Origin of the sequence: Geobacillus subterraneus (assembly GCF_001618685.1) — a bacterium.
GTDB classification, from domain to species: Bacteria; Bacillota; Bacilli; order Bacillales; family Anoxybacillaceae; genus Geobacillus; species Geobacillus subterraneus.
Genome location: NZ_CP014342.1, coordinates 2,070,559 through 2,092,084, shown reverse-complemented (window position 1 = coordinate 2,092,084; position 21,526 = coordinate 2,070,559). Strand labels below are relative to the sequence as shown.

General features: G+C 54.5%; 20 protein-coding genes. 19 read left to right on the top strand and 1 reads right to left on the bottom strand.

What is annotated here, in order from left to right; all coding sequences use genetic code 11:
- The first annotated feature begins 4 nt into the window (after window positions 1-4).
- From infB to GS3922_RS10165, 9 genes are all read left to right on the top strand, one after another.
- Window positions 5-2,218 (top strand): translation initiation factor IF-2, encoded by a 2,214-nt coding sequence (infB, locus tag GS3922_RS10205; protein ID WP_063166258.1) that lies wholly within the window; start codon window positions 5-7, stop codon window positions 2,216-2,218.
- On the top strand, window positions 2,215-2,493 hold the full coding sequence (locus GS3922_RS10200) for a DUF503 domain-containing protein (RefSeq protein ID WP_063166257.1): 279 nt from the start codon (window positions 2,215-2,217) through the stop codon (window positions 2,491-2,493). Before infB ends, GS3922_RS10200 begins: the two co-directional genes overlap by 4 nt.
- Before the next feature lie 15 nt (window positions 2,494-2,508).
- On the top strand, window positions 2,509-2,895 hold the full coding sequence (rbfA, locus tag GS3922_RS10195) for a 30S ribosome-binding factor RbfA (protein ID WP_063166256.1): 387 nt from the start codon (window positions 2,509-2,511) through the stop codon (window positions 2,893-2,895).
- Between the two features lie 53 nt (window positions 2,896-2,948).
- Complete coding sequence (gene truB / locus GS3922_RS10190; RefSeq protein WP_063166255.1) at window positions 2,949-3,857, top strand: tRNA pseudouridine(55) synthase TruB; 909 nt, start codon at window positions 2,949-2,951, stop codon at window positions 3,855-3,857.
- A gap of 41 nt (window positions 3,858-3,898) precedes the next feature.
- A complete protein-coding gene (gene ribF / locus GS3922_RS10185) occupies window positions 3,899-4,879 on the top strand; it encodes a bifunctional riboflavin kinase/FAD synthetase (protein WP_020959392.1) in 981 nt (326 codons plus the stop codon).
- Between the two features lie 87 nt (window positions 4,880-4,966).
- Window positions 4,967-5,236, top strand: a complete 270-nt coding sequence (gene rpsO / locus GS3922_RS10180; RefSeq protein ID WP_020959393.1) for a 30S ribosomal protein S15 — start codon at window positions 4,967-4,969, stop codon at window positions 5,234-5,236.
- A gap of 137 nt (window positions 5,237-5,373) precedes the next feature.
- Entirely contained in the window at window positions 5,374-7,542 is a 2,169-nt protein-coding gene (gene pnp / locus GS3922_RS10175) for a polyribonucleotide nucleotidyltransferase (RefSeq protein ID WP_063166254.1), read from the top strand.
- Window positions 7,543-7,628: 86 nt separating this feature from the next.
- Window positions 7,629-8,612, top strand: a complete 984-nt coding sequence (locus tag GS3922_RS10170) for a polysaccharide deacetylase family protein (protein WP_020959395.1) — start codon at window positions 7,629-7,631, stop codon at window positions 8,610-8,612.
- Complete coding sequence (locus tag GS3922_RS10165; protein WP_020959396.1) at window positions 8,599-9,846, top strand: M16 family metallopeptidase; 1,248 nt, start codon at window positions 8,599-8,601, stop codon at window positions 9,844-9,846. Before GS3922_RS10170 ends, GS3922_RS10165 begins: the two co-directional genes overlap by 14 nt.
- 74 nt (window positions 9,847-9,920) lie before the next feature.
- On the opposite strand, the gene GS3922_RS10160 is transcribed toward GS3922_RS10165, so the two are convergent.
- Window positions 9,921-10,163 carry a YlmC/YmxH family sporulation protein gene (locus tag GS3922_RS10160; protein WP_020959397.1) on the bottom strand — a complete coding sequence of 81 codons (243 nt, stop codon included), beginning with the start codon at window positions 10,161-10,163 and terminating at the stop codon, window positions 9,921-9,923.
- Between the two features lie 190 nt (window positions 10,164-10,353).
- Here GS3922_RS10160 and dpaA point away from each other — a divergent pair, with 190 nt between their 5' ends.
- The 10 genes from dpaA to GS3922_RS10110 all read left to right on the top strand — a co-directional run bounded on the left by dpaA (window position 10,354) and on the right by GS3922_RS10110 (window position 21,481).
- The gene (gene dpaA, locus GS3922_RS10155) at window positions 10,354-11,259 is read left to right on the top strand and encodes a dipicolinic acid synthetase subunit A (protein WP_020959398.1); all 906 of its coding nucleotides are present in this window, start codon (window positions 10,354-10,356) and stop codon (window positions 11,257-11,259) included.
- Complete coding sequence (locus GS3922_RS10150; RefSeq protein ID WP_020959399.1) at window positions 11,256-11,864, top strand: dipicolinate synthase subunit B; 609 nt, start codon at window positions 11,256-11,258, stop codon at window positions 11,862-11,864. The genes dpaA and GS3922_RS10150 overlap by 4 nt, the downstream gene beginning before the upstream one ends.
- Before the next feature lie 119 nt (window positions 11,865-11,983).
- A complete protein-coding gene (asd, locus tag GS3922_RS10145; RefSeq protein ID WP_063166253.1) occupies window positions 11,984-13,027 on the top strand; it encodes an aspartate-semialdehyde dehydrogenase in 1,044 nt (347 codons plus the stop codon).
- A gap of 20 nt (window positions 13,028-13,047) precedes the next feature.
- On the top strand, window positions 13,048-14,301 hold the full coding sequence (gene dapG, locus GS3922_RS10140; RefSeq protein WP_063166252.1) for an aspartate kinase: 1,254 nt from the start codon (window positions 13,048-13,050) through the stop codon (window positions 14,299-14,301).
- A gap of 5 nt (window positions 14,302-14,306) precedes the next feature.
- Window positions 14,307-15,182, top strand: coding sequence for a 4-hydroxy-tetrahydrodipicolinate synthase (gene dapA, locus GS3922_RS10135; RefSeq protein WP_063166251.1), 876 nt, complete (start codon window positions 14,307-14,309; stop codon window positions 15,180-15,182).
- 172 nt (window positions 15,183-15,354) lie between these two features.
- The gene (locus tag GS3922_RS10130) at window positions 15,355-17,025 is read left to right on the top strand and encodes a ribonuclease J (protein WP_063166250.1); all 1,671 of its coding nucleotides are present in this window, start codon (window positions 15,355-15,357) and stop codon (window positions 17,023-17,025) included.
- Between the two features lie 117 nt (window positions 17,026-17,142).
- Entirely contained in the window at window positions 17,143-17,880 is a 738-nt protein-coding gene (locus GS3922_RS10125) for a ClpP family protease (RefSeq protein ID WP_063166249.1), read from the top strand.
- On the top strand, window positions 17,877-18,101 hold the full coding sequence (locus tag GS3922_RS10120) for a YlzJ-like family protein (protein ID WP_063166248.1): 225 nt from the start codon (window positions 17,877-17,879) through the stop codon (window positions 18,099-18,101). The genes GS3922_RS10125 and GS3922_RS10120 overlap by 4 nt, the downstream gene beginning before the upstream one ends.
- A gap of 108 nt (window positions 18,102-18,209) precedes the next feature.
- Window positions 18,210-20,540, top strand: a complete 2,331-nt coding sequence (locus tag GS3922_RS10115; RefSeq protein ID WP_063166247.1) for an FtsK/SpoIIIE family DNA translocase — start codon at window positions 18,210-18,212, stop codon at window positions 20,538-20,540.
- Window positions 20,541-20,749: 209 nt separating this feature from the next.
- Window positions 20,750-21,481 (top strand): GntR family transcriptional regulator, encoded by a 732-nt coding sequence (locus GS3922_RS10110; protein WP_063166246.1) that lies wholly within the window; start codon window positions 20,750-20,752, stop codon window positions 21,479-21,481.
- Window positions 21,482-21,526 lie beyond the last annotated feature (45 nt).

Below are 21,526 nucleotides of genomic sequence, written 5' to 3'. Positions count from 1 at the left end.
ATGTATGTCAAAAATGCGTGTGTACGAATACGCGAAAAAACAGAACGTGCCAAGCAAGGACGTTATCCATAAATTGAAAGAAATGAACATTGAAGTAAACAACCATATGGCCATGCTCGAGGCTGATGTCGTCGAAAAGCTCGACCATCAGTACCGCCCGAACGCCGGGAAAAAAGAGGAGAAAAAAGCGGAAAAGAAAACGGAAAAGCCGAAGCGCCCGACGCCGGCGAAAGCCGCCGATTTTGCCGATGAGGAAATTTTTGGTGAAACGAAAGAAACGGCGAAGCCAGCGAAGAAGAAGGGAGCGGTGAAAGGAAAGGAAACGAAAAAAACAGAAGCGCAGCAGCAGGAAAAGAAGCTGTTCCAAGCGGCGAAGAAAAAAGGAAAAGGGCCGGCGAAAGGAAAAAAACAAGCCGCCTCGGCCGCGAAGCAGGCGCCGCAGCCAGTGAAAAAAGAAAAAGAGCTGCCGAAAAAAATTACGTTCGAAGGTTCGCTCACAGTGGCCGAGCTGGCGAAAAAACTTGGCCGCGAGCCGTCGGAAATCATTAAAAAGCTGTTTATGCTCGGCGTGATGGCGACGATTAACCAAGATTTAGACAAGGATGCGATCGAGCTCATCTGCTCTGATTACGGCGTTGAAGTCGAAGAAAAAGTGACGATCGATGAAACGAATTTTGAAACGATCGAAATTGTCGATGCGCCCGAAGACTTAACCGAACGGCCGCCGGTCGTCACGATTATGGGGCACGTTGACCACGGGAAAACGACGCTTCTTGATGCGATCCGCCACTCGAAAGTAACCGAGCAGGAGGCCGGCGGCATTACCCAGCATATCGGCGCTTATCAAGTAACGGTCAACGGCAAAAAAATTACGTTCCTTGATACACCGGGGCATGAAGCGTTTACGACGATGCGGGCGCGCGGCGCGCAAGTGACGGATATCGTCATTCTTGTTGTCGCTGCCGATGACGGGGTCATGCCGCAGACGGTCGAGGCGATCAACCACGCCAAAGCGGCGAACGTGCCGATTATCGTCGCCATTAACAAAATGGATAAACCGGAAGCCAACCCGGATCGCGTCATGCAAGAGTTGATGGAGTACAACCTCGTTCCGGAAGAATGGGGCGGCGATACGATTTTCTGCAAGCTGTCGGCGAAAACGAAAGACGGCATTGATCAGCTGTTGGAAATGATTTTGCTTGTCAGCGAAATGGAAGAATTAAAAGCGAACCCGAACCGACGCGCCATCGGTACGGTGATCGAAGCGAAGCTTGACAAAGGGCGAGGCCCGGTAGCGACGCTGCTCGTCCAAGCCGGCACGCTGAAAATCGGCGACCCGATCGTCGTCGGCACGACGTACGGGCGCGTGCGGGCGATGGTCAACGACAGCGGGCGGCGCGTCAAAGAAGCCGGCCCGTCAATGCCGGTCGAAATTACCGGGCTGCACGATGTGCCGCAAGCCGGCGACCGCTTTATGGTGTTTGAAGATGAGAAGAAAGCGCGGCAAATTGGAGAAGCGCGGGCGCAGCGGCAGCTGCAGGAGCAGCGGAGCGTGAAAACGCGCGTCAGCTTGGACGATTTGTTTGAGCAAATTAAACAAGGTGAAATGAAAGAGCTGAACTTGATCGTCAAAGCCGACGTCCAAGGATCGGTCGAAGCGCTTGTCGCCGCTTTGCAAAAAATCGATGTCGAAGGCGTGCGCGTAAAAATCATCCATGCGGCGGTCGGCGCCATCACCGAGTCGGATATTTTATTGGCAACGACCTCCAACGCCATCGTCATCGGCTTTAACGTCCGTCCGGACGCCAACGCGAAGCGCGCGGCCGAATCGGAAAACGTCGACATCCGCCTCCACCGCATCATTTACAACGTCATCGAAGAAATTGAAGCGGCGATGAAAGGGATGCTCGATCCGGAATACGAAGAAAAAGTGATCGGCCAGGCGGAAGTGCGGCAAACGTTCAAAGTGTCGAAAGTCGGCACGATCGCCGGGTGTTACGTCACCGACGGCAAAATCACCCGCGACAGCAAAGTGCGCCTGATCCGTCAAGGCATCGTCGTGTACGAAGGCGAAATCGACTCGCTCAAACGGTATAAAGACGATGTGCGCGAAGTGGCGCAAGGATACGAGTGCGGCGTGACCATCAAAAACTTCAACGATATTAAAGAAGGAGACGTCATCGAGGCGTACGTCATGCAGGAAGTGGCCCGGACATGATCGGCTTCGCTTCATGCGAATGCATCATCTACAACGCCCGGTCGTTAAAAGACAAGCGGGCTGTCCTTCAGCGGGTGATGACAAGAATCCGACAAAAATACAACGTTTCTGTGGCCGAGCTTGATCATCAAGACGCATGGCAGCGGGCGAAAATCGGCCTTGTTGCCATTGCGTCAAGCCGGTCGGCGGCCGAACGGGAGCTCGAGCGGGCGCTGGCCTTGATCGACTCGTTTCCCGAATTGGAGCGGGCGGCGACATCATTTGAGTGGTTGTAATCGAGGTGATGGGTGATGAACATACGGGCAACTCGCGTTGGCGAGCAAATGAAAAAAGAATTGAGCGACATTATCGGCCGCAAGCTGAAAGACCCGCGCATCGGCTTTGTCACTGTAACCGATGTGCGCGTCACCGGCGACTTGCAGCAGGCAAAAGTGTACATTAGCGTCTTCGGCGACGACGAGCAGCGGGAAAACACGCTGAAGGCGCTCGAGAAAGCCAAAGGGTTTATTCGTTCGGAAATCGGCCAGCGCATCCGCCTGCGCAAAACGCCGGAGATTTTGTTCGAAATCGATGAAACCATCGAATACGGCAGCCGCATCGAACGACTGATCCGGCAAATTTCCGACGAGGACGGCCGCGGACCGGAAGAGGCGAACGATGAACCGAACAATGGATAGACGAATCGTCTATCCATTTCCATTAGTGAGTATGACACGGGAAGGGGGCGCCGATGGACGGGGTATTGCTGCTCAATAAACCGAAGGGAATGACGTCGCACGATTGCGTGGCGAAAGTGCGCCGCCTGCTGGGCATAAAAAAGGTCGGCCATACGGGCACGCTCGATCCGAACGTGTCCGGCGTGCTGCCGATTTGTCTCGGCAAGGCGACGCGCATCGCTGAATTTTTAACCGGAGCGACAAAAACGTATGAAGGAGAAGTGACGCTCGGCGCAGCGACGACGACTGAAGACGCCGATGGCGACATCATCGCCGCCCGGCCGGTGGATCGGACGATTGCGCGGGCGGAGATCGAAGCGGTATTTCGCAGCCTTACCGGGGACATCGAACAAACGCCGCCGATGTACTCGGCGGTGAAAGTGAATGGAAAAAAACTGTATGAATATGCGCGCGCCGGCCTCGAAGTTGAACGTCCGACGCGGCGTGTAACCATTTACGAGCTTGAGCTGCTTGATGAACGCGAGCGGTTCGCCGGGGCAACGGTGTCGTTTCGCTTTCGCGTCACGTGCAGCAAGGGCACGTACGTCCGTACGCTCGCCGTCACCATCGGTGAACGGCTCGGCTACCCGGCTCATATGTCCGATCTCATCCGTACAGCGTCCGGGCCGTTTCAGCTGGCCGACTGCGTAACGCTTGAAGAGGTCGAGCGCCGGGCGGCCGATGGGACGGCCGATGCCTTGCTCATTTCGATCGAGCAAGCGCTTTTTCATTTGCCGAAATACGAAATCAATGATAAAGTAGCAGAGAAAGTAAAAAACGGGGCGCTGCTCCGTCTCCCCGCCTTTTTGCAGGAGCTTGACGGGCCGGTTGTGCTCGTGACGCCCGAGCGGGAGGCGCTGGCCCTGTACGTGAAGCATCCGGCGCGCCCCGGTGTGATGAAGCCGCTGAAAGTGTTTCGTTGACGCCGGGTGACATGCGGAAATGAAGAAGGTGGATCATTGATATGAAAACAGTATTTATTTCGCATCCACACCACTTCGAACGCCAGACGCTTCCCCCGACGGTGATGGCGCTCGGGTATTTCGACGGCATTCATCTCGGTCATCAGAAGGTGATCGCTACGGCAGTCGAGGTGGCCAAACAACGCGGGTATGAAAGTGCGGTGATGACGTTTCACCCCCATCCGTCCGTTGTGCTTGGCAAACAGCCGGAGCTTCGCTTGATCACCCCGCTTGGCAAAAAAGAGCAGCTGATCGCGGCGCTCGGGGTGGATCGGCTATATATCGTCGAATTTACGCCGGCGTTCGCCGGGCTGTTGCCGGAACAGTTTGTCGACCAATATTTGGACGGATTCCATGTGAAACATATTGTTGCCGGCTTTGATTTCACCTATGGGCGGTTCGGAAAAGGAACGATGGAGACGATGCCGCTTCATGCGCGCGGCCGCTTTGGACAGACGGTCATTCCGAAGCTGACGGTCGACGGCGAGAAAGTAAGCTCCACACGCGTGCGGCAGCTCATTGAACAAGGGGCGGTCGAACAGCTTCCCCGCCTGCTTGGCCGCTTTTATGACATCGAAGGGACGGTCGTCGCCGGGGAACGGCGCGGTCGGACGATCGGGTTTCCAACGGCGAACATCGCCTTAAACGGCGATTATTTATTGCCGGCAATCGGCGTTTATGCCGTCAAGGCGACGATCGGCGGGCAAGTATATGAGGGGGTGGCCAATATCGGCTACAAACCGACGTTCCATGAGACGCGTGAAGGGCTGCCGAGCGTCGAAGTGCATCTATTTGGGTTTGCGCGCGACATTTACGGGGAAACGGTGGCGATTGAGTGGCACCGCCGCCTGCGGGGCGAGCGGAAGTTTGCGGGCGTCGCTGAGTTGACGGCGCAAATCGCCCGCGACAAAGAAGAAGCGGAGCAGTATTTCCGCCGCTTAGACGAAAAGACTTGCATTTTGCCGGAAAAAGAGGTATTCTAATCAATGTATGCGAACCGTTGCTTGGCCAGGCGAGTCACCGACGCCCGCTCGGCAACCGGGGATTTCAAGTCAGGGAGGTGAACGAGAATGGCATTGACGCAAGAGCGCAAACGTGAAATTATCGAGCAATTTAAAGTCCATGAGAACGACACCGGTTCTCCGGAAGTGCAAATTGCGATCCTGACGGAACAAATCAACAACTTGAACGAGCATTTGCGCGTTCATAAAAAAGACCACCATTCACGGCGCGGCCTGCTGAAAATGGTCGGGAAACGCCGCAACTTATTGGCTTACTTGCGCAAGAAAGACGTGGCGCGCTACCGTGAATTGATTGGGAAACTTGGATTACGTCGATAAAAAAGCGGGAGCATTCCCGCTTTTTTGCTAGTTTATAGGCGCAGTTTGCGCCACAGCTGATACAATGGCGCCAATTCGTCTATACTAATCATCAGCGGCATCCATATTTTTATACATAGAGAGGAGTACTCGTCTATATGGAACAAGAGAAACGCGTGTTTTCCATCGATGTGGCCGGGCGTCCGCTCGTCATCGAGACCGGCGAGTTGGCGAAACAGGCGAACGGCGCGGCGCTCGTCCGCTACGGCGATACCGTTGTGCTGAGTACGGCCACCGCATCGCGGGAAGCGAAAAACGTCGACTTTTTCCCGCTGACCGTCAACTATGAGGAGCGGTTGTACGCCGTCGGGAAAATTCCGGGCGGGTTTATTAAGCGCGAAGGCCGTCCGAGCGAGAAAGCGGTTTTGGCGAGCCGGCTCATCGACCGTCCGATTCGGCCGCTGTTTGCTGAAGGATTCCGCAACGAAGTGCAAGTCGTGTCGATGGTAATGAGCGTCGATCAAGACTGCTCGCCGGAAGTGGCGGCGTTAATCGGCTCGTCAGTGGCGCTGACCATTTCCGACATTCCGTTTGAAGGGCCGATCGCCGGTGTCATCGTCGGCCGCGTTGACGGCCAGTTTGTCATCAACCCGACGGTCGAACAAATGGAAAAAAGCGATCTGCACCTCGTTGTGGCAGGCACGAAAGACGCGATCAACATGGTTGAAGCCGGCGCGGACGAAGTGCCGGAAGAAGTAATGCTGGAAGCGATCATGTTCGGCCATGAGGAAGTGAAACGGCTCATCGCTTTCCAAGAGGAAATCGCCGCCCAAGTCGGCAAAGAAAAAATGGAAATCGTCCTATACGAGCCAGACCCGCAACTGGAAGCGGAAATCCGCCAGCTTGCGGAAGCCGATATTAAAAAGGCGGTGCAAGTGCCGGAGAAACTGGCGCGCGATGCCGCGATTGAGGACGTGAAAGCCGGCGTGATCGCGAAATATGAAGCGGAAGAAGCCGATGAAGAGAAGCTGAAGCAAGTGCAGGAAATTTTGCATAAGCTCGTCAAAGAGGAAGTGCGCCGCTTAATTACGGTTGAGAAAATTCGTCCCGACGGGCGCAAAGTGGATGAAATTCGTCCGCTGTCGTCAGCGGTTGGCGTCTTGCCGCGCACGCACGGTTCCGGTCTGTTTACGCGCGGGCAAACACAAGTGTTAAGCGTCTGCACACTCGGAGCGCTCGGCGATGTGCAAATTTTAGACGGGCTCGATCTCGAAGAATCGAAACGGTTCATGCACCATTACAACTTCCCGCCGTTTTCTGTCGGTGAAACGGGGCCGATGCGCGGGCCGGGGCGGCGTGAAATCGGGCACGGGGCGCTCGGCGAGCGGGCGTTAGAGCCGGTCGTGCCGTCGGAGCGCGAGTTTCCGTATACGATCCGCCTTGTTTCCGAAGTGCTCGAATCGAACGGTTCGACGTCGCAAGCGAGCATTTGCGCGAGCACGCTGGCGATGATGGACGCCGGGGTGCCGATTAAAGCGCCAGTTGCCGGCATTGCCATGGGGCTTGTGAAAAATGAGGATCATTATACAATTTTAACAGATATTCAAGGCATTGAGGATCACCTTGGCGATATGGACTTTAAGGTCGCCGGCACGAGAAAAGGCGTCACGGCGCTGCAAATGGACATTAAAATTAAAGGACTGACGCGCGATATTTTGGAAGAAGCGCTGCAGCAGGCACGCAAAGGACGGATGGAAATTTTAGACCATATGATGCAGACGTTGAGCGAGCCGCGTAAAGAGCTGTCGAAATATGCGCCAAAAATTTTGATCATGCACATCAATCCAGATAAAATCCGTGAAGTCATCGGGCCGAGCGGCAAACAAATCAACAAAATCATCGATGAAACCGGCGTAAAAATCGATATCGAACAAGACGGCACGATTTTCATCTCGTCTGTAGATGAGGCAGCCAACCAAAAAGCGAAGCAAATTATCGAAGATATCGTCCGCGAAGTTGAAGTGGGACAAGTGTATTTAGGCAAGGTGAAACGGATCGAAAAATTCGGCGCGTTCGTTGAGCTGTTTAACGGCAAAGACGGGCTCGTCCACATTTCCGAGCTCGCTGAAGAACGGGTTGGCAAGGTCGAGGACGTCGTCTCGATCGGCGATGAAATTTTAGTGAAAGTGACGGAGATCGATAAGCAAGGGCGCGTCAACTTGTCGCGCAAAGCGGTGTTGCGCGAGCAGCGCGGCGCCGAGGATCCGCCGAAAGAGGCGCGGGAAAAACGAGGAAGACGGCCAGAGCGCCAACGCATGAAGCCTTAGGAATTTGTTTCTTAAGGCTCTTTTGTTATGTTCTAACGTGTCCCTCTGCTACATATTTGTAGTAGTAAAAAAGGAGGGGGACAAGGGTGAACAACGGTTATGCTCGCTATATGGCGTTAGCGGTCATGTTCCTCATCGCTTGGGTGGTGGTTCATTGGCCGCCGGTCGGCGACTACATCGAGAGCTGGCGCCCCGCGGAAACGACGGCTGTGAAGGAACGTGACAAGTTGTACGAAACGATCGCCAAACAGGCAAAGCAATACGAAATTCCCGCTCAAGATGCGGTTATTGATAAAGTATGGAAGGCGACGCCCGGCTATAACGGGCTCGCGGTCGATATTGACGCTTCCTATAAAAACATGAAAAAAACAGGGACGTTCGATGAGCAGAAACTCGTGTTCCGCCAAGTGCCGCCGCGCATCCATTTGGACGATTTGCCGCCGGCGCCGATTTACCGCGGCCATCCCGACAAGCCGATGGTCTCGTTTTTGATCAATGTCGCCTGGGGGGAAGAATATATCCCTGATATGCTCGAGACGTTGAAAAAGCATGATGTCAAGGCGACGTTCTTTTTGGAAGGGCGATGGGTAAAAAATCACCCGGAGATGGCAAAAATGATAGCAGACGCCGGCCATGAAATCGGCAACCATTCCTACAGCCATCCGGATTTAAAAACGCTCAGCAGCGACAACATCCGCCGCGAGCTCGAGAAAACGAACGAAGTGATCAAAGCGGCGACCGCGGTCAAATGCAAGTGGTTCGCCCCGCCAAGCGGCAGCTATCGCGACGAGGTCGTCGAAATTGCCGCTGATCTTGGCATGAAGACGATTCTATGGAGTGTCGATACAATTGATTGGCAAAAACCGTCGCCATCTGTTATAGTGAAACGGGTAACATCGAAAGTCCATCCCGGCGCCATGATTTTAATGCATCCAACGATGCCGACGGCGGCCGCGCTTGATGAGCTGATCGTTTCGATTAAGCGCCAAGGCTACGCCATCGGCAGCTTAACGGCCTTATTCGACGAGAAAAGACTGGCAAAAAAACAGGAGGAACATGGAGTTGATTAACAAATATACGTGCAAAAACGGTGTGCGAATCGTGCTGGAACAAATTCCGACCGTAAGATCGGTGGCCATCGGCGTATGGATCGGCACAGGCTCGCGCAATGAGACGGAACAAAATAATGGCATTTCCCATTTCTTAGAACACATGTTTTTTAAAGGGACGACCACACGTACGGCCCGGGACATTGCGGAAGCGTTCGACAGCATCGGCGGACAAGTGAACGCTTTTACATCCAAGGAGTATACGTGCTATTACGCGAAAGTGCTCGATGAACATGCACCGCTGGCGCTTGAGATGCTCGCTGATATGTTTTTCCACTCAACTTTCGTTGAGGATGAGCTGCAAAAAGAGCGCAACGTCGTGCTTGAGGAAATCAAAATGTATGAAGATACGCCGGATGACATCGTCCATGACTTGCTCGGCAAAGCATGCTACGCAAACCACCCGCTCGGCTACCCGATTTTAGGCACAGAAGAGACGTTGCGCACGTTTACCGGCGACACGCTGCGCCAATATATGGCCGACTATTATACGCCGGACCGCGTCGTTGTTTCGGTTGCCGGCAACGTTGATGAGCGGTTTATCGGGGAGATTGAACGCTATTTCGGCTCGTTTACGGCCGCCAATAAGCCGGCCTCCTCGGGAACGCCGTCGTTCGTGCCGCAAAAGCTCGCGCGCAAAAAAGACACCGAGCAAGCGCACGTATGCATCGGATTCAGGGGGCTGCCGATCGGCCATCCGGACGCGTACCCGCTCCTTATTTTAAACAACATTTTAGGCGGCAGCATGAGCAGCCGGCTGTTTCAAGAAGTGCGCGAACAGCGCGGATTGGCATATTCGGTCTTCTCCTACCATTCCGCCTACCAAGACAGCGGCCTGCTCGCCATTTACGCCGGCACGGGAAGCGGCCAGCTTGACGTTTTGTTTGAAACGATCCAACGGACGCTGCGCCAGCTGACAGAAGACGGCATTACGGAAAAAGAGCTCCGCAACAGCAAAGAGCAAATGAAAGGAAGCTTGATGCTCGGGCTCGAAAGCACAAACAGCCGCATGAGCCGCAACGGCAAAAACGAGCTTCTTCTCGGCCGCCATCGATCGCTTGATGAAATTATCGAAGAGATCGAAAGTGTCACGGTTGAAAAAGTGAACGAGCTGGCGCGCGCAGTTTTCGAGAAAGACTATGCCCTCGCCCTCATCAGTCCCGACGGTATGCTGCCGCAGCCGCTCCGCTCCTAGCCGCCACCGGCGCATAAAAAAGCTAACGACCTTTGTGAGGTTGTTAGCTTTTTCATTTTGTACAGCCTACTCGATCACCCTTCTTCAGGGACGTCGATCATCACCATATCGGCGCCGATTTTGCGGATATATTTCCACGGCACGCGAATTTCTTGTCCGTCTTTGCGAAACCCGAACCATTTTCCGGTCGGAATGAGCAGCGCCTCAACTTGCCCGGTTTGCTCGTTGATTTCCAAATCGGTTTGCCCGAGCACCCCGAGCCGCTCCGCCCGCCTCACATCGACGATTTCTTTGCCGCTTAATTCGCTCAGCCTCACGCTTGTTTCCCCCTCTTCGCGTCTTTATTTCTATTGTAAGGAACAAAACAGAAAAAAATGACTGCCGCCGGCCGGAAACGGAATATATTGCCCATTTTTCCCGCCAAGGATATTCACCTATATTTTCCCCCCGACATAAGATGGGAAAAGAAACGGAGCAGTTTGCCAATAAAGAAGGTGAGCGTACAACATGATGCTGACAGGGATGCATGTCGCCATTATCGGCGGCGATGCGCGGCAGCTTGAAGTCATTCGCAAACTCGTCGAACTCGATGCGAAGTTATCGCTCGTCGGTTTTGATCAGCTCGCCCACCATTTTACCGGAGCGGTGAAGCTGCCGATCGACGAAGTCGATTTGGCCGACTTGGATGCGATCATTTTGCCGGTTCACGGTACGACGTTGGACGGAAAGGTAAACAGCGTCTTTTCCCACGAGCCGATTCCGTTTACGGAAGAGATGGTGCAAAAAACAGCGAAACGGTGCACCATTTACTCCGGCATCAGCAACTCGTATTTAGACGAACTAATGAAAAAAACCGGGCGCAAATATATCCAGCTGTTTGAGCGCGACGATGTCGCCATTTACAACTCCATTCCGACCGCCGAAGGAACGATCATGATGGTCATTCAGCATACCGATTTTACGATTCACGGCTCGCACGTTGCCGTCCTCGGGTTAGGACGCGTCGGCATGACCGTTGCCCGGACGTTTGCCGCCCTAGGGGCGAAAGTGAAAGTCGGGGCGCGCCGGTCGGAGCATCTCGCGCGCATTACAGAAATGGGGCTCGTGCCGTTTCATTTGAACGATTTGGAAAAAGAAGTGCGCGATATTGACGTCTGCATTAACACCGTGCCCCATTTGATCGTGACAGCGAGCGTCATCGCCAAAATGCCGGCCCATACGCTGATCATCGATTTGGCATCAAAGCCGGGCGGCACCGACTTCCGCTACGCCGAAAAGCGCGGAGTCAAAGCGATCTTGGCGCCCGGGCTGCCGGGGGTAGTGGCGCCGAAAACGGCCGGGCAAATTATCGCCAACGTCCTTGCGCAATTGTTATATCAAGATTTACAAAAACGGGAGGAGAATAAGCGATGAGCGGAAACAGCTTAAAAGGGAAACGGATCGGCTTTGGCCTCACCGGGTCGCACTGCACGTATGACGCCGTGTTCCCGGAAATTGAAAAACTCGTCAATGAAGGGGCGGAGGTGCTGCCAATCGTCACGTACACGGTGAAGACGACAAACACCCGGTTTGGTGAAGGGGAAGAGTGGGTGAAAAAACTCGAGCAATTGACCGGGAACGAGGTGATTGACACGATCGTCAAGGCCGAACCGCTCGGGCCGAAAATTCCGCTCGATTGCATGGTCATCGCCCCGCTGACCGGCAATTCGATGAGCAAGCTGGCGAATGCCATGACCGATTCCCCGGTGCTTATGGCCGCCAAGGCGACGATGCGCAACCACCGCCCCGTCGTGCTCGGCATCTCGACAAACGATGCGCTCGGTTTAAACGGCGTCAACTTGATGCGGCTGATGGCGGCAAAAAACATTTATTTCATTCCGTTCGGCCAAGACGCGCCACACGCGAAACCGAACTCGATGGTAGCGCGCATGCCGCTTCTTCGCGATACGGTGCTCGCCGCCCTTGAGGGGAAACAGCTGCAGCCGGTCGTGATCGAGCGCTTCCGTTACAATGATTAAAGGCCATCGCGGAAAATCGGCGCCGCGCAGAAAAATTTTCTCTCGTCCACAGCGGAATGTGATAAAATAAAGACTATGAATTCACTTCTAAGAGTGACGATGTGGAAGGAGAATGGTTGATGGCTCAAAAACAATATCATGTTGCTGTCGTCGGAGCAACGGGGGCAGTCGGGCAACAAATGGTGCGGACGCTCGAAGACCGGAACTTTCCGGTCGGAACATTAACGCTGTTATCATCGGAACGTTCGGCAGGCAAAAAAATGCGTTTCCGCGGCGAGGAAATTGAGGTGCAAGCGGCGGCGCCCGAGCGTTTTGATGGGGTGGACATCGCCTTGTTCAGCGCCGGCGGGGCGGTATCGAAGGCATTGGCGCCGGAAGCGGTCCGGCGCGGAGCGATCGTCATCGACAATACGAGCGCGTTTCGGATGGATGAAAATGTGCCGCTTGTCGTCCCGGAAGTGAATGAAAGCGACTTGACGTGGCACAACGGCATTATCGCCAATCCGAACTGCTCGACGATTCAAATGGTCGTGGCGTTGGAGCCGATCCGGAAGGCGTTCGGTTTAGAGCGCGTCATCGTTTCAACGTACCAAGCTGTTTCCGGGGCTGGGGCGCAGGCTATCGAAGAGCTGCATGCGCAGACGAAGGCTGTGCTTGAAAACAAGCCGGTTGAGGCCAACATTTTGCCGGTGAAATCGGATCGGAAACATTACCCAATCGCGTTCAACGCCATCCCGCAAATCGATAAGTTCCAAGACAATGGCTTTACATTTGAAGAGATGAAAATGATTAATGAAACGAAAAAAATTATGCATATGCCTGAGCTGAGCGTCGCGGCGACGTGCGTACGCATCCCGGTGGCGAGCGGTCACTCGGAATCGGTGTACATCGAAATTGAACGAGACGGCGTCACCGCTGCCGATCTGCAGGCGGTGCTTCGCGAAGCGCCGGGCGTCGTTTTGCAAGATGACCCGAACGAGCAGCTGTATCCGATGCCGGCGGATTGCGTCGGAAAGTATGACGTCTTTGTCGGCCGCATTCGCCGCGACCTGGACAATCGCCGCGGCTTTCATCTATGGATCGTTGCTGACAACTTATTAAAAGGAGCAGCCTCCAACTCGGTGCAAATTGCAGAAAGTTTATTGAAGCTCGGGCTGATTTGAATAAGCATCGGGGTGTTAGCATGAAAATCATTGTCCAAAAGTTCGGCGGCACGTCCGTCCGCGATGAGCGCGGGCGGAACTTGGCGCGCCGCCATATTGAAAAGGCGCTTGAAGACGGCTACAAAGTCGTTGTTGTCGTCTCGGCCATGGGCCGCTATGGCGATCCATACGCGACCGATACGCTTCTTAGCCTGATCGGCGGCGCCGGCCATCATGTGACAAAGCGCGAACAAGATCTATTAATGGCGTGCGGGGAAATCATTTCAAGCGTCGTATTTAGCAACTTGCTGAACGAACACGGCATTAAGGCGACGGCGTTCACTGGCGCGCAAGCCGGATTCCGCACGAACGGCGACCATACGAATGCGAAAATTCTCGAAATGCGCTGCGACCGGCTGCTTGAGGCGCTCGAGCAATACGATGTCATCGTCGTCGCCGGCTTTCAAGGGGTGGCAGAAAACGGCGACATCACGACGCTTGGCCGCGGCGGAAGCGATACATCAGCAGCGGCGCTCGGTGCTGCTTTAAACGCCGAGTGGGTCGATATTTTCACCGATGTCGACGGCGTCATGACCGCCGACCCGCGCATCGTCGAAAGCGCCCGGCCGCTGGAAGTCGTCACTTACACGGAAATTTGCAATATGGCGTACCAAGGAGCGAAAGTCATTCATCCGCGCGCAGTGGAAATCGCCATGCAAGCGAAAGTGCCGTTGCGCGTCCGTTCGACATATTCCGATGCGCCCGGAACGCTTGTCACTTCATCGGTTCGCGGTCAAAAAGGAAGCGATGTGAAAGAGCGGCTCGTCACCGGTATTACGTATGTCGCCGACGTCACACAAATCAAAGTGCTGGCGAAAGAGGGGCACTATGAGCTGCAGTCTGATGTGTTCCAAGCGATGGCCCACGAAGGGATCAGCGTCGACTTTATCAACATTTCGCCATACGGTGTCGTTTACACAGTAAGCGGCGACATGACGGAAAAAGCGATTGCCGCTTTGCGCCGCGTCGGTTATGAGCCGGCGGTGACGCCCCGCTGCGCCAAAGTGTCGGTTGTCGGCGCCGGCATTGCCGGCGTGCCGGGGGTGACGGCAAAAATTGTCACTGCTTTATCGGAGCAAGGCATTCAAATTTTGCAATCGGCTGACAGCCATACGACGATTTGGGTGCTAGTGAGGCAGGACGATATGGAAAAAGCGGTTAACGCCCTGCACGACGCCTTTTGTCTGTCCGAGGCGGAGGCGGGTGGATACGAAGCGATTTGGAACGAGGAGTGAAAACAGTGGTTCAGTTCGGAAACATCGTAACGGCGATGGTAACACCGTTTGACCAGAAAGGAAACCTTGATTTAGTGAAAACGACGGAGCTTGTCAACTATTTGCTCGACAATGGCACCGATGCGCTCGTTGTCGCCGGCACGACCGGCGAATCGCCGACTTTAACGGCGGAGGAAAAAGTCGCGTTGTTCCGACACGTCGTTTCTGTCGTCAATGGCCGTGCGTTGGTCATTGCCGGGACGGGAACGAACGATACGCGCGCGTCGATTGAGCTGACGAAGCGGGCGGAAGAAGCGGGCGTTGATGCCGTCATGCTCGTTGCACCGTATTACAACAAACCAAACCAGGAAGGGCTGTACCAGCATTTTAAAGCGATCGCCGAAAGCACGCCGCTGCCGGTCATGCTGTATAACGTCCCGGGACGCACGTCAGTCAATCTCGCCCCTGAGACCGTCATCCGGCTTGCGGCGATTCCAAACATCGTCGCCGTCAAAGAGGCGGGCGGCAACTTGGAGGCGATGGCGGAAATCATTGAGCGGACCCCCGACGATTTCTTGTTGTATAGCGGTGATGACAGCTTGACGCTTCCGGTATTGGCGATCGGCGGCGCCGGCGTCGTCTCGGTCGCTTCGCACATTATCGGCAACGAAATGCAGCAAATGATCCGCGTTTTCCAAGCGGGCGATCACAAGGGAGCGGCGGCGCTGCACCGGAAATGGCTGCCTCTCATGAAAGGGCTGTTTGCGGCGCCAAGCCCGGTGCCGGTGAAAACCGCGCTGCAATTGCGCGGATTGGATGTCGGCCCGGTGCGCCTTCCGCTCGTTCCGCTCACTGAGCAAGAACGGAACGAACTCAGCCGTTTGCTCAGCGCTTTGTCATAACATCAACACCGACGCATCCCCAACGCTGCTGTCTGCGCGTTGGGGCGTTTTTTTCTTCGCCGCAAAATCGTCTCCCTGCTTAGGAACAATCTTGTGTTTTTCAGCGCCGATTCGTTATAATAAAAGCAAGTGACTTTGAGCGGGTTAGCATCATGATTGGGAGGACGCAGCCTTGAAATCAAACATAAAGCCGGTAGAGAAAATACGTATTTTTGCCCTTGGGGGAGTCGGAGAAATCGGCAAAAACATGTATGTTGTCGAACTGGACGAGGACATTTTCGTCCTCGACGCCGGGGTCATGTATCCGGAAGATGAAATGCTTGGCATCGACAAAGTGATTCCGGATATTACCTATTTAATTGAACGGCAGCATCGCATCCGGGCGATCTTTCTCACCCACGGGCATGAGGAACATATGGGGGCGATCGCCTACGTGCTCAAGCAGCTGTCCGCGCCGGTATACGGCACGAAGCTGACGCTCGGTTTGGTGGAAGCCATTTTAAAAGAGCAAGGTGTCACGAACGCCAACCTGAACGAAATTCACCCCGACGCCGAACTGTCGTTTGACAAGGCGAAAGTGACGTTTTTCCGCACGATTCACAGCATCCCCGATTCTGTCGGCATCAGCTTGCATACATCGCAAGGGGCGATTGTGTACACGAGCGATTTTAAATTTGACCAAACACCGTACGGCAACAACCGCGCTGACTTGGGGAAAATGGCGCAAATCGGCGAGCAAGGGGTGCTATGTTTGCTGTCGGACAGCACGAACGCTGAGCGCCCCGGATACAGCGGCTCCGATGCCGCTGTCGCCCATGAGATCGCCGATGTGATCGGTCATGCGAAGGGGCGGGTGTTTGTCGCCTGCTATGCCTCGAACATTACGCGCATCCAGCAAGTGCTTTATGCTGCCCATCGATACGGGCGCAAAGTGGCGGTGATCGGCAAAACGCTGCATAAAGTGATGGACATTGCCGTCCGCCTCGGCTATTTGCATCTTCCGGATAAGGTGACGATTTCCGCTCATGACCTCGACCGCTATGGCGATCAAGAGCTCGTCATTTTGACAACCGGCGGGCACGGAGAGCCGATGAGCGCGCTTTGGCGCATGGCGCGGCAGGCGAACAAGCAAGTGAACATCAAGGAAGGGGATACCGTCATCGTCGCCGCTTCCGTCATGCCGGGCTACGAGCTCGGATTCGCCAAAACGATTGACGCCCTGTACCGCGCCGGGGCGAACGTCATTTACCGCGACCGGCAAGTGCACGTGTCCGGGCACGGTTGCCAAGAAGAATTAAAGTTGATGCTCAATTTAATGAAGCCGAAATATTTCATTCCGGTGCACGGGGAGTATCGGATGCAAAAGGCGCACGCTCGCCTGGCGAAAGCGGTCGGCATCTCGGAAGAGCGGACATTTTTGCTCGATAAAGGCGAAGTGATCGAATTCCGCGGCGGCACCGCCCGCCCTGGCGGCAAAGTGCCGTACGGCAACATTTTAATCGACGGCCTTGGCATCGGCGACGTCGGCAACATCGTGTTGCGCGACCGGCGCCTATTGTCGCAGGACGGCATTTTGATCGCGGTCGTCACGCTCAACAAAGAAGCGAAAACGATTGCGGCCGGCCCGGAAATCATTTCGCGCGGCTTCGTGTACATGCGCGAGTCCGAAACGCTGCTTGAGGAAGCGGAACAAATGGTGGCGGCGATCATCAAGCGCTGCCTTGAGTCGTACATGCTTGAATGGTCGTCATTAAAGGCAAACATTCGCGAAGCGCTAAGCCAGTTTTTATTTGAGAAGACAAAGCGAAAACCGATGATTTTGCCCATTATTATGGAAGTATAATGCAATCATGCTCAAAGTCCACAGGGGAAATGCTGGAAACGGTCAGCCGTTGCCGGCATTTTTCTTTTTCCTTTCGGCCATACTAAACGTATGACCAACAGAAAGGAGAAGAAATGGATGGAGAAGGAGCGTTACTTCCAGGAAGAGACGGAAGAAAAAGCAGAAACGAAAACGGAAGAAGCGACCGCAGCCATTACCCAGCTTGGGCAAACGAACATCCCGCAAATGGAGCCGGATACGAACATCCACTGTTTGACGATCGTCGGCCAAATCGAAGGCCATATTCAGCTGCCGCCGCAAAACAAGGCGACGAAATATGAACATGTCATTCCACAAATCGTCGCCATTGAGCAAAATCCGAAAATCGAAGGGCTGCTCGTCATTTTAAACACGGTCGGCGGCGATGTCGAGGCCGGGCTCGCCATCGCGGAAATGCTCGCTTCGCTCTCGAAACCGACCGTTTCTGTCGTGCTTGGCGGCGGCCATTCGATCGGCGTGCCGATCGCCGTGTCGTGCAGCTATTCGTTCATCACCGAGACGGCGACGATGACGATTCATCCGGTCCGTTTAACCGGGCTTGTCATCGGCGTGCCGCAAACGTTTGAGTATCTGGATAAAATGCAAGAGCGCGTCGTCCGTTTTGTGACGAAGCATTCCAAGATTAGCGAAGAAAAATTTAAAGAGCTCATGTTTTCAAAAGGAAATTTAACGCGTGATATCGGCACGAACGTTGTTGGTCCTGACGCCGTCCGATACGGACTGATCGATGAAGTCGGCGGCGTGTCGCAGGCGATGGCGAAGCTGCGGCAATTGATCGAGATGAAAAAAGGCGGCGAAGGGAAGATGATCCAATGATTTTATATACCATCATGCCCGAACACTTGCTGTTCCCGGTCGATGCGGCCGTCTATGAAAAGCAAAAAAGGGTGTATTACGACGGCATTCCGTTTCTTGTCCAAATTACGGAAACGGGTGAATATGAAATTGTGCAAAATTTAAGCACAAACCCGTACCACTTTTTAAACGCCAACTATGCACCCGGGGCGCGGTTTCCGATTTCCGCGGCAACATCGTAATGAATTGTTCGGCCGTTCATGATATAATAATAGGGAAACAGAAAAAAGCAGCCATTGTTGGCTGCTTTTTTCCGGCTTGCCAATTCATTCATGCTGGAGTGAGCAATTATGGCGAAACGAAAGCGACAAAAAAAGGGAAAGCCGCCAAAGAAGCAGCCGTGGACGGAGGCGATTCGCTTTGAACTGATCGGCCTTGGGCTGCTGGCCGTTGCCGTCGTGGCGATGGCCCGCCTCGGGCTCGTCGGAGAAACGCTTGTGCTGATCAGCCGCTTTTTTTTCGGCGAATGGTACATGCTATTAGTAGGCGGTTTATTCATTTTATCGTTCATCCTAATGTGGAAACGGGAGTGGCCGTCATGGGCGAGCCGCCCGTTTGTCGGCGCTTCGGTCATCGCGGCGGCGCTCTTGCTGTTAAGCCATGGGAAGCTGTTTGAACTCATGTCGCGGCGCGGTGAACTTGACCCAAGCGTCATTCGCACAACATGGACGCTGTTTTGGAACGAGGCGAACGGCAAGGCGGCCGCTGTCGATTTAGGCGGCGGGATGGTCGGCGCGTTGTTGTTTGCCGCCAGCTACCAGCTATTTGATGCGCTTGGGACGAAATGGATTTGTTTTCTTTTGTTCGTCGTCGGCTTTATCGTGCTGACCGGAAAATCGCTGCGCGAAACGGCCGGCAGACTCGTCGTCTTGGCGGCGGCCTTTATACGCCAAGAATGGCTGGCGTTTGTCAGGGATTTGAAGCAATGGCTGGCAGGACGAAAACGACGGACGAATGCCGGACGAAACCGGCGTTCGCGGCGGGCGGCCGCCCGGCTGGAAGATGAGCTGACCGAAGCCGGTGCCGCTGAACTGGAGGACGAGCTCCTTTCCCCACCGCCGATCATATCCGATTTTGCCGCCGTCCGGTCGACGGCCGAACTCGAGGAAGAGAAGCAGCCGCCGGCTGAAGGCGGCGATGACGGGAACGGGGACGCACCAGCACCTCCGCTGGCGTTTTCCGAGCATGAAAACACGAACTATGATTTGCCGCCGCTTGAGCTTCTCCGCTTGCCGAAACCGGCTGGGCAATCGGCTGACCATGCCAACATTTACGCCAATGCGCGCAAGTTGGAGAAAACGTTCCAAAGCTTTGGCGTCAAAGCGAAAGTGACGCAAGTGCATCTCGGCCCGGCGGTGACGAAATACGAAGTCTACCCGGACGTCGGGGTGAAAGTGAGCAAAATCGTCAGCTTAAGCGACGATCTGGCGCTCGCCCTGGCGGCGAAAGACATTCGCATTGAAGCGCCGATTCCCGGCAAGTCGGCGATCGGCATTGAAGTGCCGAATGAAGAAATCGCCACTGTGTCGCTGCGCGAAGTGCTTGAGGCCGTCGAGCATACACGGCCCGAGGCGAAGCTCTTAATCCCGCTGGGGCGCGACATTTCCGGGGAAGTCGTTGCCGCTGAATTGAACAAAATGCCGCACTTATTGATCGCCGGCGCCACCGGCAGCGGCAAAAGCGTCTGCATTAACGGCATGATCGTCAGCCTGCTCATGCGCACGAAGCCGCATGAAGTCAAGCTGATGATGATCGACCCGAAAATGGTCGAGTTAAGCGTGTATAACGGCATTCCCCATTTGTTGACACCGGTTGTCACCGATGCGAAAAAAGCAGCCCAGGCGCTGAAAAAAGTCGTCCAAGAAATGGAGCGGCGCTATGAGCTGTTTTCCCATACCGGCACGCGCAACATTGAAGGGTATAACGAACATATCCGCCAACAGAACGAAACGGTGCCGGAACAGCAGCCGCTCCTGCCGTACATCGTCGTCATCATCGACGAGCTCGCTGATTTAATGATGGTGGCGTCGTCGGATGTCGAAGAAGCGATCACGCGCTTGGCGCAAATGGCGCGCGCCGCCGGCATCCATTTAATCATCGCCACCCAGCGCCCGTCTGTCGACGTCATTACCGGCGTCATTAAGGCGAACATCCCGTCGCGCATCGCCTTTAGCGTTTCATCGCAGATCGATTCGCGCACCATTTTGGATATGGGCGGGGCGGAGAAACTGCTCGGCCGCGGCGACATGCTGTTTTTGCCGATGGGGGCCTCAAAGCCGGTGCGCGTCCAAGGGGCGTTTGTATCCGACCAAGAGGTGGAGGAAGTCGTTCAGTTTGTCATCGGCCAGCAGCAGGCACAATACTATGAGGAAATGATCGTCCAAGAGGGGGAGGCGGGCTCCCCGGCACTCGAAGATGATCTGTACGAGGAAGCGGTCCGCCTTGTCGTCGAAATGCAAAGCGCCTCTGTTTCGATGCTGCAGCGCCGCTTCCGCATCGGCTACAACCGCGCCGCCCGGCTCATCGACGCCATGGAGGAACGCGGCGTCGTCGGCCCGTATGAGGGGAGCAAGCCGCGCGCCGTGCTTTGGTCAAAAGAAGATTTAAAAAAGACGTCATAAACGGAGAAGCAGGCAGGCTCATTTCACCTGCCTGCCAAACGGTATATCATATTGGAAGCGTTGCCAATCCTGTTTCTTTTTTTTCGACAAAAATTGATTGACCCTATTTATTTGACCGGTAAAAAATGATATAGTAATCTCAAAAAGGTTATATGTCTAATGTCAGAGGTCTGATCTCAGGGGAAATGCAGAACGTGGAGGACGTTGTCATGTCAATCAAATCAGACAGCCGCCATCTTTACCTGCAAGTCATCGACCGGATTAAACACGATATTGAAACCGGAGTATACAAAGAACGGCAAAAGTTGCCGTCTGAGTTTGAGCTCGCCAAGCAGCTCGGGGTCAGCCGAGCGACGCTGCGGGAGGCGCTTCGGGTGCTTGAGGAGGAAAACATCATCATCCGCCGCCATGGCGTCGGAACGTTTGTCAATGCCCGTCCGCTGTTTACGTCCGGCATTGAGCAGCTCACAAGCGTCACCGACATGATCCGCCAAGCCGGGCGCAAGCCGGGGACGATTTTTTTGTCTTCCTCCATTCAGCAGCCGACGGAAGACGATATGCGCCGCTTTCAATGCCGCCCGGACGATGAGATTTTGCTGATCGAGCGGGTGCGCACCGCCGATGGAGAGCCGGTCGTCTATTGCCTTGATAAAATTTTGTGCAAATATTTGCCGAAAGGCATTTCGTATGAGCATGAGTCGCTGTTTGAAAACTTGCACAATCAGGCGCACCGCGATATTGCCTATGCCATCGCGCGCATTGAGCCGCTCGGCTATCACGAAAAAGTGTCGCCGATTTTGCAATGTGACCCGGAAACGGCCTTGCTCGTGCTCAAACAAATGCATTTCGATAAAAACGATGAGCCGATTTTTTACTCAACGAACTATTTCCGCTCCGACAAGTTCAGCTTCCACGTCATGCGGAAACGATTCGGTTTTTAAGGGGGTGAAATCGGTACATAGAAAGAGAGCGGAAGTTTCATACTA